Genomic DNA, 13,361 nt, shown 5'->3' with positions numbered 1-13,361 from the left:
TGTCTCCGGCAGGGCGTGAGACCACGACTTCCGACAAGTTGTGACGATCAAGGGCGGCCGGCGCGCCCGACGGTCAGGGACCGGCCGGGCCGTCCATCACCGGCTCGCGCTCCGCCGCGGCACCCAGGACGAACCCCGACTGCTCGCCGGGCTCGCCCTCGACGACGTCGGCGACGACCACGGTGACGTTGTCGGTCGCGCCCTCGTACAGCGCCAGCGACACCAACTGGTTGGCGCACGCCTGCGGATCCGGGTACCCCACCAGGGCCGCCGCGATCGCCTCGGCGTTGACCGCCTCGGTCAGCCCGTCGCTGCACAGCAGGTACCGGTCGCCGGCCACGGCGGGGCGCACCGAGTACCGCGCCTCGACCTGCCGGCCCTGCAACGCCCGGGTGACCACGGACCGGTGCGGGTGCGTGGCCGCCTCCTCGGCGCTGATCGCGCCCTCGTCGAGCAGCATCTGCACGTACGTGTCGTCCTTGGTGACCTGTTGCAGCTCGCCGTCGCGCAGCCGGTACGCCCGGGAGTCACCGACGTGCACCATGCTGAGCTTGCCCCCGGCCAGCAGGATGGCGGTCAGGGTGGTGCCCATGCCCTCCAGCGCCGGGTTGGCCGCGACCTCGTCACGGATCCGCCGGTTGGCATCCTCGGCCGCCGCCTGGAGGCTCTCGACCAGGGTGTCCGCCGGGTCCTCGACGGCGCGGGCCACCGCGATGCGGTCCAACGGGGCGATCGCCGCGATGGTCAGCCGACTGGCCAGGTCGCCGGCCGCCATCCCGCCCATCCCGTCGGCGACGACGGTCAGTTTCGGGCCCGCGTACGCGGAGTCCTGGTTGGCCGGCCGCACGGTACCGCGGTCGCTGCAGGCGCCGTAGCGCAGGACGAGGCTCACGACGTCACCTCTCCGTCCTCGACGGTACGACACCGGACGGCGTCGTGAGGCTCAGCCTCACTGAGCCTTGCGGTTCGCTCGCTCCGCTCGCTCACACGACCTCCCGGATCGGTGGACTCCGCACAGTATGGTCACCAGCTTGCACCCGTGGGTCCGCGGTGTCTGTACGCACTATGGCGCATCGCACCGGGATTGACCCTGTCACATCGCCGCTCGTGTCGAAGATCGAGGTGGCCGATCGGCCGTCACCCTCGGGGTGCGGTCGGCCGCCACCCCCGATCCGGCCGGCCGTCACCCTCGACTCGGGCGGCCGCCACCGGCGGATCGGCAGGGTCCGGTCAGCCCAGTCCGCTCTCCGGAGGGTCGGCGGGCACGCACAGACACAGCGCCCGGGGCCGGATCTCCACGGTGAGCGTACGGTCCGGCTCGATGACATCGCCGTCGAGCTCACGAGGCTGCTCCCGGTCGCTGGTGATCTCGACGCGCCGGGCGCGGAACGTCTCCATCCGCGCGACGTCCCGCCGGCGCCGCAGCACCCCCCACGCCAGGGCGAGCCAGTGGCGCAGGTGGTGCGGCGTCAGGACGGCCACGTCGAGACAGCCGTCGTCGGGCTCGGCGTCCGGCAGCAGCGGAATGCCGCCCTGGAGCCGGCCGACGTTGCCGACCAGGACGGTACGGGCCCGCCGGCGGATCGGTGGGCGGGAGTCGAGCTGGATGCGCACCCGCATCGGCCGGCTTCGCAGCCGGCCCAGCGCGGCGACCACGTACGCCGGCCAACCGACCCGCTTCTTCAGGGGCTCCGGGGTGGCCGCCAGCATCTCGGCGTCGAAACCCATCCCGGCCATGACCGTGAAGCAGCGGTCGCCGACCACGCCGACGTCGATGCGGCGGCGCCGGCCGCTGGTGGCCACCGCGACCCCCTGCGCCACGTCCGACGACAGGCCCAGGTTGGCGGCGAGCAGGTTGCCGGTGCCCGAGGGCAGGACGGCCAGGGCCACGTCGGTGCCGGCCAGTTCGGTCGCGCAGGCCATCACGGTGCCGTCGCCGCCGCACGCGAACACGACCGACACGCCGTCCGCGATGGCCTGCCGGGTCTGCCCGCAGCCCGGGTCGTCCGGGGTGGTCGGAAGCCACAGTGGTTCCGGCCAGCCGGCCCGCGCGAGCGCCGCGCAGATGTCGCGGCGGCGGCCGTCGAGATCGGTGACCTTCGACGGGTTCACCACGACGGCGGACCGGGCGGCGGTGCGGACCGTGTCCGCCGGTACGGGTGGCGACCCCGGTGCGGGTGACGGCCCTGTCACGGGCGATGACCCTGTCACGGGCGATGACCCTGTCACGGGCAGACCCTCCGGTACCGGGACTGGAAGAAGCAGTACACCCCGAACGAGCCGAAGCCGATGGCGATCAGGAACAGCAGGGCGGGACCGTACGGCTGGGCCACCAGCAACCGCAGCGCGGCGTCCAGCCCGCGCGACTTGGCGGGGTTGTGGCTGGTCACGGCCTGGAAGAGCAGGACACCCACGATCCCGAAGGCGACGCCCTTGGTGATGTAGCCGAGCTGGCCGAGCCGTACCGCGGTGACCCGTGACCGCCGGCTCATCCGGGAGATCATCAGCCGCTTCTCGAACGAGCGGCGGGCGCCGTAGACGACCAGGCCGACGCCGGTCGCGACGACGGCGACCCCGGCGATCCCGACCAGCCACAGGCCCGCCGGGTGCGACATGACGCCGGCGGTGGCCGCCTGCGTCTGCTCGGCGTTGGAGGTCGGTGTGCCGACCACGACCCGGTACGCGGTCCAGGCCAGCGCGGCGTAGATGACGGTCCGTGCCGCCGAGGCGACCCGCTCCGCGGTCCGGGAGAAGCCGCGCTCCTCGCGGTGCCCGATGAACGCCAGCAGCAGCTGCCAGAGGGCCATCGCGGCGAGCCCGAGCACGGTCACCATCAGCAGGAACCGCCCGAACGGCTGGTCACCGAGGTACCGGAAGGCGCCGGCCTGGTCGCCGTCGCCCGTCGGGCGGCCGAGGGCGAGCTGGACGGCGATCCATCCGACGGCCAGGTGCAGCAGCCCGTACCCGATGAACCCGATCCGGGTCAGCGCCTCCAGCGCGTTGCTCCGCGCGGCCCGGCGGGCGGTGCGCTCGGCGGAGTGCACGACAGTCATGCCTCCGGTATCCCCCTCACCGCTGTCGATTCAAACCTGGGGGTGTGGGGTACCAGGGGGCGACCGTACCCACCTGGAGGATGTGGTGACCGCCAACCCGACCCCCGCCGTCCGGCGCACCGGCCGGATCCTCGGCCCCGACCTCACCCGGGTCGCCGCCGTCGCCGTCGCGGCGTTCGTCTTCGCCGTGCTCGTCCTGCTGGTACGCATCCGGTGGGTGCCGCTGGAGTCGGTGGACCGGGGCCTGGCAGCCGCGTTGAACGCCGACGTCGCCGGGCACCGGGCCGGTGTCGTCGCGCTGGAGTACGTCACCCGGATGGGCAGCCACGCGTTCCTCGGATGGCTGGTCGCCATCGCCACCGTCCTGCTGGCGGTGCGCCGGCAGTTCCGGCTCGCCGTCTACCTGCTGGTCAGCGGGGTCGGCGCGGTCATCCTCGACCCGGCGCTCAAGCACGCGATCGGGCGGCTGCGGCCGGTGGTGGAGCATCCGGTGGCCGTCGGTGGCGGCAACAGCTTCCCCAGCGGCCACGCTCTCGCGTCGATCGTCGTGTACGGCGCGCTGCTGCTGGTCTTCGCGCCGGCGTGGCGGCGGCGGGGTCGGATGATCGCCATCGGTGTCGTCGCGGTACTGGTGGCCCTGGTCGGCTTCTCCCGGCTGGCCCTCGGCGTGCACTTCCTGTCCGACGTGATCGGGGCGTGGTGCCTGGGCGTCGCCTGGCTCGGCGTCACCACGTACGCGTTCGAGCTGCGTCGGCGCCAGACCGGCCGCCGGGTGACGCGTCCCCTGGCCGAAGGTCTGGAACCGGAGGCCGCCGACGACCTGAAACCGGCCGGCCCGGCGGTGGAGGCCGAGGTGGTGCGCACCCGGCTCGCGATCGCCGGCGGCGCCGTCGCCTGGATCCTCGTCTTCGGCGTGCTGTACGCGATGGGGCGGCCGCTGGCGCGTTACCGCGACGGCAACGGCAACGTCCTCGGTGACCACACCGTCCCGCACTGGTTGGCCGCCCACCGCACGCCGACGCTCGACCACCTCAGCTACCTGGGCAGCCAGGCCGGCAACACCCACATGATCCTCGCCGTCGGGCTGGTCGCGGGCGCCGTCGCGCTGGGCTGGATCCGGCAGTGGCGGCCGGTGGTGTTCCTGTTGTTGACGATGTTCGGCGAGCTGAGTCTGTTCCTGACGGCGGCCGCGTTCGTCGGCCGGGCCCGGCCGGACGTGCCGCACCTGGACGGGCGGCTACCGACGTCGAGTTTCCCGTCCGGCCACGTCGCGGCGACGATCCTGCTGTACGCCGCCATCGCCGTGCTCTTCTGGCCCCGGATCGGCGCCCGGTGGCGGTGGCTGCTGGTGACCGCCGCGGTGTTGATGCCGCTGTGGGTGGCCACGTCCCGGATGTACCGGGGTATGCACCACCCGACCGACGTCCTCGGCAGCATGATCCTGGCCGCCGGCTGGCTGGCCACGATGGTGTACTTCGTGCGGCCCAACTGCGACGTCGAGGGCAGCGGTGACTGCCCGCCGGCCGACACCCCGGCGAAGGTCGCCGTCCGTGCCGGTTAGCCCGCGTCGTGGTGGATATCCTGGGGCCTCCGGGCCTCCCGTTGCAGCATGTCCCGGCCGTAGTCGGCGATGAGCTGGCCGTACTTCAGGTCGAAGGCGGGCCGCTCGGAGCGGATCCGCGGGATGTACTCGAAGTTGTGGGGCGGCGGCGGGCACGTGGTCGCCCACTCCAGTGAGTTGCCGAAGCCCCACGGGTCGGCGACGGTGACTATCCGCCCGTACTTGAACGACTTGTACACGTTCCACACGAACGGCAGGACCGACGCGCCGAGGATGAACGACCCGATGGTCGAGATGGTGTGCCAGGTGGTGAAGCCGTCGGTGGCGAGGTAGTCGGCGTACCGGCGGGGCATGCCACGGGCGCCCAGCCAGTGCATCACCAGGAACGTGGCGTGGAAGCCGATGAGCGTCAACCAGAAGTGCACCTTGCCCAGACGCTCGTCGAGCATCCGTCCGGTCATCTTGGGGAACCAGAAGTAGATCCCGGCGTAGACGGCGAACACGATCGTGCCGAACAGCACGTAGTGGAAGTGCGCCACCACGAAGTACGTGTCGGTGACGTGCCAGTCGATCGGTGGCGAGCCGAGCAGCACCCCGGTCAGGCCGCCGAGCAGGAACGTCACCAGGAAGCCGATCGACCACAGCATCGGCGTCTCGAAGGTGAGCTGCCCCTTCCACATCGTGCCGATCCAGTTGAAGAACTTGATGCCGGTCGGCACCGCGATCAGGAAGGTCATGAACGAGAAGAACGGCAGGAGCACCTGGCCGGTGGCGAACATGTGGTGCGCCCACACGGTCATCGAGTAGGCCGCGATGGCGAGCGTGGCGGCGACCATCCCCTTGTACCCGAAGAGCGGCTTGCGGCTGAACACGGGGAAGATCTCGGTGACGATGCCGAAGAACGGCAGCGCCACGATGTAGACCTCGGGGTGGCCGAAGAACCAGAAGAGGTGCTGCCAGAGCATCGGGCCGTTGTAGCCCGGGTCGTACACGTGCGAGCCGAACTGGCGGTCGGAGAGCAGGACCAGCAGGGCCGCGGTGAGCACCGGGAACGCGAACAGCACCATGATCGCGGTGACCAGGATGTTCCACGTGAAGATCGGCATCCGGAACATGGTCATGCCGGGAGCCCTGAGGGTGACGATCGTGGTGACCATGTTGACCGCTGCCATGATCGTGCCCGCCCCGGACAGGGCCAGGCCGATGATCCACATGTTCACGCCGGCCCCCGGCGTGTTGTCGGCGTGGCTGAGGTTGGCGTAGGCGGTCCACCCGAAGTCCGCCGCCCCGTCAGGGGTGAGGAAGCCGCCCAGCACGACGAGGCCGCCGAACACGAACAGCCAGAGCGAGAGGTTGTTCAGGCGTGGAAACGCCACGTCGGGCGCGCCGATCTGCAACGGCACGATGTAGTTGGCGAACCCGAACGCGACCGGGGTCGCGAACAGCAGCAGCATGACCGTGCCGTGCATGGTGAAGAGCTGGTTGTACTGCTCGGTCGACAGGAACTGCAGTCCCGGCCGCGCCAACTCGGCGCGCATGACCAGCGACATCAGGCCCGCGGCGAGGAAGAAGAGGTACGACGCGACCAGGTACATGATGCCGATCTTCTTGGCATCGGTCGTCCTGGCCCAGTCCAGGATCACCGACCCCGGGGCCGCCCGCTGCACCGGCCCCGGGTAGGGCCGGATCGGCTGCGGCCGCCGCACGCGCTCCGGGTCGGTCGGCAGGGTCGGGGCCAGCGTCGACGCATCGGATTCCCGGGTGCGCAGCGGGGGTTCCGGCGGCGCACGGTGTCCCTTGCGCGCCTGGTCCCACTCGTCCTCTGCGGCGGGGTACTCCGGATACCGCGGCTTGTGGGCCTCGCGCGGTTCGGGAACCCGGATCGGCCGGGCGCCGAACCGCTCCGGGTCGAGCGGTGTGACCGGTGGACCCAGGTCGTCGGTGTGTGCTGGCCTCTGACGACGCTTGCCGGACATGGGGTGCGACCTACCCCACCGATGGCGGTCAAACCGCTCGGTAACGTTTAACCCCGTAGCGTTCACGCGTCTGGCGGAGCGCCGGTGAGCGCGCCGCGGGCACCGGGTGGGCGGGCCCGGGGTGCCGGGTGGGCGGGCTACATCGGCTGGGTGACCACGTGGGTCGGGGCGAGCCGGCACACCACCCGCACCGAGTCCGGGGCGTACTCCTCGTACGGGCCGTTCAGGTACCGCTCGGCCAGCTCGTTGATCAGTTCCTGGCCACCCTCGCGAGTGATCCTGACCTCGCCACGCGCCTCGAAGTAGCGGTACGGGTCGGCCGGGTCGTACGCGCAGATGCAGATCCGCGGGTCGCGTGTCATGTTCTTCGTCTTACGCCGGCCCAGGATCGTGGAGAACACGATCTCGTCGCCGTCGCGCATCGCCCAGACCGGGCTCGACTGCGGGCTGCCGTCGGGATTGAGCGTGCTGAGCACCACGAACGTGTTGCGGTCCAGTAGTTCCCGGGCCAGTTCGGGAAGTGCCACGGCCATGCTGGGGTCATACCCGGCGGCACCGCGCCTAACCTCGGCCGCCGCCGCTACCCGCCCAGCCGGTCGATCCGGGCGACCTCGTCCGGGGTGAGTGCGAAGCTGAAGACATCCAGGTTGGACCGGATCCGCTCCGGGGTCACCGACTTGGGGATGGCGACGACGCCGTGCTCGACGTGCCAGCGGAGCACGACCTGCGCCGGTGTCACGCCATGGGCGTCGGCGATCTCGGCCAGTACCGGGTCGCGCAGGTCGCTGCCCTTGAACGGGCTGTACCCTTCGACGGCCACACCCCGGTAACGGCTGTCGGCCAGCAGTCGGGCGTCGAAGCGCGACGGGCTCCACGGGATCTGGTTGACCGCCGGCGCCTGCCCGGTGGCCCGGACCAGTTCGTCGATCTGCGTGATGCGGTAGTTGCTGACCCCCACGGCGCGCGCCAGCCCCGTCCGCTGGGCGTCCAGGAACTCCTGCCACGTCTCGGGCCGGGCCTCATCGGCAGGTGGCCAGTGCACCAACCACAGGTCGACGTAGTCGGTGCCGAGCGCCCGCAGGCTGTCGGTGAGCGTCTGCCGTTCCCGGCCGGCCCGACCCGGGGGCAGCTTGGTGGTGACAAAGACCTCCTCGCGGCGCAGCCCGCTGTCGCGCAGCGCCCGGCCGACCTCCGCCTCGTTGCCGTACATCGTGGCCGTGTCGACGTGCCGGTACCCGCTCTCCAGGGCGAGGCGGACCGCCTCGTAGCCGGTGTGGCCGGTCACCTGCCAGGTGCCGAAGCCGATCAGCGGGATCTCGACCCCGCCCGCCAGGGTGATCGTCGGCGTCGACGTCCCCACGTCCTTCCCGGAAGTCGTCATCCTCCGGTGTTTCCCGAACCCCCTCTCCCTACGCGAGATCCGGGTGATGCCGGCGGCCGGTGGGGGCAGTGGTGACGCCGGCCGCCGGTGGGCGGAACGTCGGTGGTTGTCCGCTGGGCGGAAGGTCGTCCCGGGGAGCGCGTGAGCGTGACAGCATGGACCGCGCCGTGCCCGACGGCATGCCGCACCGACGTAACGCCCGGCGACGGGCGGGCCGCCCGGAGGATGACATGAACGGCCGCCTGCTCGTCTTCACCCGAACCCTCGGTTACCGGCACGAGTCGATCCCGGCCGGGGTGGCGGCCGTACGGGAACTGGCGGCGGGGGTGCGGGTCGACGCCACGGAGGACGAGGACGTGTTCACCCCGGCCGGGCTCGCCCGGTACGACGCGGTGGTCTTCCTCAGTACGAGCGGCGAGGTGCTCGACGAGGCGGGGAGGGCCGCCTTCGAGGGTTACATCCGGGGCGGCGGCAACTTCGTCGGGGTACACGCGGCCTCGACGACCGGGTACGACTGGCCGTTCTACGGCCGGCTCGTCGGTGCGTGGTTCAACCAGCACCCGAAGGTGCAGCGGGCGACGGTCCGGGTGGTCGACCGCGACCACCCGGCGACCGTCGACCTCGCGCCGGAGTGGGTGCTCACCGACGAGTGGTACAACTTCCGGACCGACCCCACCGGATCGGTCCGGGTCCTGGCGACCGTCGACGAGTCGTCGTACTCCGGCGGCACGATGGGCCCGAACCACCCGATCGCGTGGTGCCACGAGAACCTGGGTGGCCGGGCCTTCTACACCGCGCTGGGGCACCCGGTCGAGGCGTACGCCGATCCGGCCTTCCGCAGCCACCTGGCCGGTGGCATCCGGTACGCGGTCGGCGGCTGACCCCGGTCAGACCGGCGGCCGGCCGGCGTCGGGGTCGGGCCGGCCGGCGTCACCCGCGGGCCGGCTGGTGTCACCAGCGCCGGTGCGTTCCTTGGCCGCCTGCACGCCCTTGGCGATCTGTTCGCTGTACTTACCCCCGGTGCGCTGGTCGATCTGCTCACCGGCCTTGTCCAGCGCCTTGTCGACCTTGTCGTCGTGCTGGTCGAGTAGATTCTTTGCCTTGTCCAGGAAACCCATGACACTGGTCCTTCCCGGTTCTCACCGGCCACAAACCGGCCGCGCGTCGGTCCCCATGATCATGGGGGGTACGGGCGCGGATCATGGAGGGCACGGACCCACTAGAGCGCGTCCATGGCTCGGTAGATGCGCTTGTCGGAGACCGGGTACGGGGTGCCCAGCGCCTGTGCGAACAGGCTGACCCGCAGCTCCTCGATCATCCAGCGGATCCGCCGCCGCTCGGGTGAGTCCGGCACCTCGGTGCACAGCTGCTCGTACTCCTGCCAGACCTCCTGGACCCCTGCCATGAGCTGCCGGTCCCGCGCCAGGTTGCCACCGGCCCGGTCCAGCCGGTACCCCATCGCGTTCAGGTAGCGGGGCAGTTCGCCCAGGTAGTCCCAGCCGGTGTCGGTGACGAACCCGCGGTAGACCAGCCGCGACAGCTGCGCCCGCAGGTCGGTCAGGACCGGCACCAGCGCCAGGTTGGACGTGGCCGCGAGGCGCTTCTCCACCGTCGCCGCGGCCGCGAGGATCGGCTGCACCGCCACGACGATCGCGGTCACGGTGTCGGCCAGGCCGGCGCGGACGTGCTCGCGCAGCCGTTCGAATCCTCCCGTGTCCCAGGCCGGCCCGCCCGCGTCGGTCATCAGCTTGTCCAGCGCGGCGGTGACGCAGTCGTCGATCAGGTCGGCGGCGCTGCGGTGCGGGTTGCGGCTCAGCGCGAGCTTCGCCTCGTTGGTGAGCCGGGCGTTGACGATCTTCACCGGGGAGGGGGTGGTCAGCGCCAGCAGCCGACGGGTACCGCGCCACATCGCCGCCTGCTGCTCGGCCGGCGACTCGAACACCCGGATCGCGACGGTGTCGCCCGAGTCGACGAGCGCCGGGTAGGCGGTCACCTCGTAGCCCGCGCGCTGCTGGCGTACCGTGCGCGGCAGTTCGCCGATGTTCCACGAGGTCAGCCCCTGCCGCTCGACAGACCGGGCGGCGGCGGAGACGGTCTCCTGCACCTTCGGCTTCAGTTTCTCCTGGAGCGCCGCGAGGTCCTTGCCCTCGGCCAGGATCGTGCCCTTCTCGTCCTCCACCCGGAAGGTCATCCGCAGGTGGTCGGGCACCTTGCTCAGGTCCCAGGAGCCGCGCGGCACGGCCACGCCGCCCAGGTAGTGCAGCTCGCGTTCCAGTACCTCCAGCAGCGGACCCTGGTCGGGCGAGATGCGGGCCAGCGCGTCGGCCGCGAAGTCCGGTACCGGCACGAAGTTGCGCCGTACCGGCTTGGGCAGCGACCGGATCAGCGCCGTGACGAGATCCTTGCGCAGGCCGGGGACCTGCCAGACGAACGGCTCGGCCGGTACCCGGGCGAGCACCGGCAACGGGATGTGCACGGTCACCCCGTCGGCCTCGGTACCCGGCTCGAACTGGTACGTCAGCCGCAGCCTCAGGTCACCGACGGCCCACACGTCGGGGTAGTCGCCCTCGCTGACGCCGCCCGCGCCATCGTTGATCAGCATCGACTTCTCGAAGCTGAGCAGGTCGGGGTCGGCCCGACGGGCCTTCTTCCACCAGGAGTCGAAGTGCCGGCCGGACACCACCTCGGCCGGAATGCGCTTGTCGTAGAACGCGAACAGCGTCTCGTCGTCGACCAGGATGTCCCGGCGGCGGGCCCGATGCTCCAGGTCCTCGACCTCGTCCAGCAGCTTGCGGTTGTCGTGGAAGAACGCGTGGTGGGTCTGCCAGTCGCCCTCGACGAGCGCGTGCCGGATGAACAGCTCCCGCGACAGCGCCGGATCGACCCTGCCGAAGTTCACCTTGCGCTGGACGACGAGGGGCAGCCCGTACAGCGTGACCTTCTCGTAGGCCATCACCGCACCCTGCTTCTTCTCCCAGTGCGGTTCGCTGTAGCTGCGCTTGACCAGGTGTCCGGCCAGTGCCTCGACCCACTCCGGTTCGACGCGGGCGTTGACCCGCGCCCACAGCCGCGAGGTCTCCACCAGCTCGGCCGACATCACCCAGCGCGGCTGCTTCTTGAACAGCGCCGAGCCGGGGAAGACGGCGAACTTGGCGCCGCGCGCGCCCAGGTAGTCCTGCTGGCGCTGCTCCTTCTTCTGCGCGTCCTTGACGCCCACGTGGCTGAGCAGGCCGGCGAGCAGCGACTGGTGGATGGCCGGCGCCTCGGCCGGCGTGCCGGTGTTCGGGGTGACGCCCAGGTTCTTCAGGACCTGCCGGAGCTGGCTGTAGATGTCCTGCCACTCCCGTACCCGCAGGAAGTTGAGGAACTCCTTCTTGCACATCCGGCGGAACTGGTTGCTGGACAGCTCCTTCTGCTGCTCGGCCAGGTAGTTCCACAGGTTCAGGTACGTGAGGAAGTCGGATTCTTTGTCGACGAAGCGCGCGTGCGCCTGCGTTGCCGCCTCCTGCCGGTCGGCCGGCCGCTCACGTGGGTCCTGGATGGACAGCGCGGCGGCGATCACCATGACCTCGTGTACGCAGCCGTTGCGCTCGGCCTCCAGCACCATGCGGCCCAACCGCGGGTCGACCGGAAGCTGGGCGAGCTTGCGGCCGGCCGGCGTGAGCCTGTCGGCGTCGAGCGCGCCCAGCTCATGCAACAGGTCCACGCCGTCGCGGATGTTGCGCCGGTCCGGACCGTCGATGAACGGGAACGCGGCCACGTCGCCCAGCCCCAGGGAGGTCATCTGCAGGATGACCGAGGCCAGGTTGGTCCGCAGGATCTCGGCGTCGGTGAACTCCGGCCGGCCGAGGAAGTCCTCCTCGGAGTACAGCCTGATGCAGATGCCGTCGCTGGTCCGGCCGCAGCGACCCTTCCGCTGGTTGGCCGAGGCCTGGCTGATCGGCTCGATCGGCAGCCGCTGCACCTTGGTGCGGTGGCTGTACCGGGAGATGCGCGCCGTACCCGGATCGACCACGTACTTGATCCCCGGGACGGTCAGCGAGGTCTCGGCGACGTTGGTGGCGAGGACGATCCGGCGGCCGGTGTGCGGGGCGAAGACCCGGTGCTGCTCGGCGCTCGACAGCCGGGCGTACAGCGGGACGATCTCGGTGTTGCGGAGATCCATCTTGTTCAGCGCGTCGGCGGTGTCGCGGATCTCCCGCTCGCCGCTGAGGAAGACCAGGATGTCGCCGGGCCCTTCGGCGGACAGCTCCTGTACGGCGTCACCGATCGCCTGGATCTGATCGCGGACCTCGTCGGTGTCCGCGCCGGCTTCGCCGGCCTCGTTGACTCGGCCGTCGTCGTCCGCTTGGTCTATCAGCGGCCGGTAGCGGACCTCCACCGGGTAGGTGCGGCCGGACACCTCGATGATCGGCGCGTCGCCTTCGGCGCTCGCGAAGTGCTTCGCGAACCGCTCCGGGTCGATGGTCGCCGAGGTGATGATCACCTTCAGGTCCGGGCGCTTCGGCAGGAGCTGCTTGACGTACCCGAGGATGAAGTCGATGTTGAGGCTGCGCTCGTGCGCCTCGTCGATGATCAGCGTGTCGTACTGCCAGAGCATCCGGTCGTGGGACAGCTCGGCCAGCAGGATGCCGTCGGTCATCAGCTTGACCAGGGTGTCGTCGCGTACCTGGTCGGTGAAGCGCATCTTGTAGCCGACGGCGCCGGGGCTGGCCAGCTCCTCGGCGATCCGGTCGGCGACGGTACGCGCGGCCAGCCGGCGCGGCTGGGTGTGCCCGATCAGGCCCTTGACGCCCCGCCCCAGCTCCAGGCAGATCTTGGGCAGCTGGGTGGTCTTGCCCGACCCGGTCTCACCGGCGACGATGACGACCTGGTGGTCCCGGATCGCCGCCAGGATCTCGTCGGACTTCTGGCTGACCGGCAGGGCCTCGGGGTAGGTGATCGCGGGTACCGCGGCCCGGCGCCCGGCGATGCGCTGCTCGGCCCGGGCGACCTCGGCGGCGATCTCGTCCACCACCGCCTGGCGGGCGTCCGGCTTGCGGATGTTGCGGGCACCGTCGATGCGCCGCCGCAGCCGGCGCTGGTCACGCAGCATCAGATCTGGCAGGCGGGCCTGCAGATCGGTGAACGGGGACGGCGCGGCGTTTTCGGGCATACGGCGCTCAAGGATAGGCAGTGCTGGGCCCTTTCGGCTCGTGGTTTCGGCCACGGCGGCGCACCCACCTGGCAGAGGGCGTCTCCTGACGGGGACGCAACGGCGCCCCTGCCGGACCGGAGAAGGTCCCGACGGGGGCGCCGGAAGACGGGAAGGGCACCCCGGTCGTCCAGGGGGCGGGTGGCGGGACCCCTGATGGTTCAACAGGGAAACTGTGCCGGTATTCCGGGCGGGT

General features: G+C 70.9%; 9 protein-coding genes and 1 pseudogene. 2 read left to right on the top strand and 8 right to left on the bottom strand.

Annotated elements, in window-relative coordinates:
• Positions 1-112 precede the first annotated feature (112 nt).
• The 3 genes and pseudogenes from ACNTMW_RS23090 to ACNTMW_RS23080 form a co-directional block, all read right to left on the bottom strand.
• Positions 113-892: pseudogene (locus tag ACNTMW_RS23090) on the bottom strand (PP2C family protein-serine/threonine phosphatase); the annotation flags it as partial.
• A 338-nt stretch (positions 893-1,230) separates the two neighbouring features.
• Positions 1,231-2,115 carry a diacylglycerol/lipid kinase family protein gene (locus ACNTMW_RS23085; protein WP_426635894.1) on the bottom strand — a complete coding sequence of 295 codons (885 nt, stop codon included), beginning with the start codon at positions 2,113-2,115 and terminating at the stop codon, positions 1,231-1,233.
• 110 nt (positions 2,116-2,225) lie between these two features.
• Entirely contained in the window at positions 2,226-3,053 is an 828-nt protein-coding gene (locus tag ACNTMW_RS23080; protein WP_426635850.1) for a DUF1206 domain-containing protein, read from the bottom strand.
• Between the two features lie 85 nt (positions 3,054-3,138).
• Here ACNTMW_RS23080 and ACNTMW_RS23075 point away from each other — a divergent pair, with 85 nt between their 5' ends.
• Complete coding sequence (locus ACNTMW_RS23075; protein WP_426635849.1) at positions 3,139-4,614, top strand: phosphatase PAP2 family protein; 1,476 nt, start codon at positions 3,139-3,141, stop codon at positions 4,612-4,614.
• Here ACNTMW_RS23075 and ctaD read toward each other — a convergent pair.
• The 3 genes from ctaD to ACNTMW_RS23060 form a co-directional block, all read right to left on the bottom strand.
• On the bottom strand, positions 4,611-6,590 hold the full coding sequence (gene ctaD, locus ACNTMW_RS23070; protein ID WP_426635848.1) for an aa3-type cytochrome oxidase subunit I: 1,980 nt from the start codon (positions 6,588-6,590) through the stop codon (positions 4,611-4,613). The genes ACNTMW_RS23075 and ctaD overlap by 4 nt on opposite strands.
• Positions 6,591-6,727: 137 nt before the next feature.
• Entirely contained in the window at positions 6,728-7,123 is a 396-nt protein-coding gene (locus tag ACNTMW_RS23065; RefSeq protein ID WP_426635847.1) for a PPOX class F420-dependent oxidoreductase, read from the bottom strand.
• 47 nt (positions 7,124-7,170) lie between these two features.
• Positions 7,171-7,971, bottom strand: a complete 801-nt coding sequence (locus tag ACNTMW_RS23060) for an aldo/keto reductase (RefSeq protein ID WP_426635846.1) — start codon at positions 7,969-7,971, stop codon at positions 7,171-7,173.
• 155 nt (positions 7,972-8,126) lie between these two features.
• On the opposite strand from ACNTMW_RS23060, the gene ACNTMW_RS23055 reads away from it, so the two are divergent.
• A complete protein-coding gene (locus tag ACNTMW_RS23055) occupies positions 8,127-8,852 on the top strand; it encodes a ThuA domain-containing protein (RefSeq protein ID WP_426635845.1) in 726 nt (241 codons plus the stop codon).
• A 6-nt stretch (positions 8,853-8,858) separates the two neighbouring features.
• Here the strand turns inward: ACNTMW_RS23055 and ACNTMW_RS23050 are convergent, their stop codons facing one another.
• Positions 8,859-9,089 (bottom strand): antitoxin, encoded by a 231-nt coding sequence (locus ACNTMW_RS23050; RefSeq protein WP_426635844.1) that lies wholly within the window; start codon positions 9,087-9,089, stop codon positions 8,859-8,861.
• Between the two features lie 101 nt (positions 9,090-9,190).
• Complete coding sequence (gene hrpA, locus ACNTMW_RS23045; protein ID WP_426635843.1) at positions 9,191-13,126, bottom strand: ATP-dependent RNA helicase HrpA; 3,936 nt, start codon at positions 13,124-13,126, stop codon at positions 9,191-9,193.
• Positions 13,127-13,361 lie beyond the last annotated feature (235 nt).

Source organism: Planosporangium spinosum (assembly GCF_049999945.1).
GTDB classification, from domain to species: Bacteria; Actinomycetota; Actinomycetes; order Mycobacteriales; family Micromonosporaceae; genus Planosporangium; species Planosporangium spinosum.
This window is presented reverse-complemented; position numbering and strand designations above follow the sequence as displayed.

Bases quoted from the DNA above. Each gene is read 5' to 3' on its own strand.
- ACNTMW_RS23055 (WP_426635845.1), top strand. From the start codon at position 8,127: ATGGACCGCGCCGTGCCCGACGGCATGCCGCACCGACGTAACGCCCGG.
- ACNTMW_RS23060 (WP_426635846.1), bottom strand. From the start codon at position 7,971: ATGACGACTTCCGGGAAGGACGTGGGGACGTCGACGCCGACGATCACC.
- ctaD (WP_426635848.1), bottom strand. From the start codon at position 6,590: ATGTCCGGCAAGCGTCGTCAGAGGCCAGCACACACCGACGACCTGGGT.
- ACNTMW_RS23080 (WP_426635850.1), bottom strand. From the start codon at position 3,053: ATGACTGTCGTGCACTCCGCCGAGCGCACCGCCCGCCGGGCCGCGCGG.
- ACNTMW_RS23065 (WP_426635847.1), bottom strand. From the start codon at position 7,123: ATGGCCGTGGCACTTCCCGAACTGGCCCGGGAACTACTGGACCGCAAC.
- ACNTMW_RS23050 (WP_426635844.1), bottom strand. From the start codon at position 9,089: ATGGGTTTCCTGGACAAGGCAAAGAATCTACTCGACCAGCACGACGAC.
- hrpA (WP_426635843.1), bottom strand. From the start codon at position 13,126: ATGCCCGAAAACGCCGCGCCGTCCCCGTTCACCGATCTGCAGGCCCGC.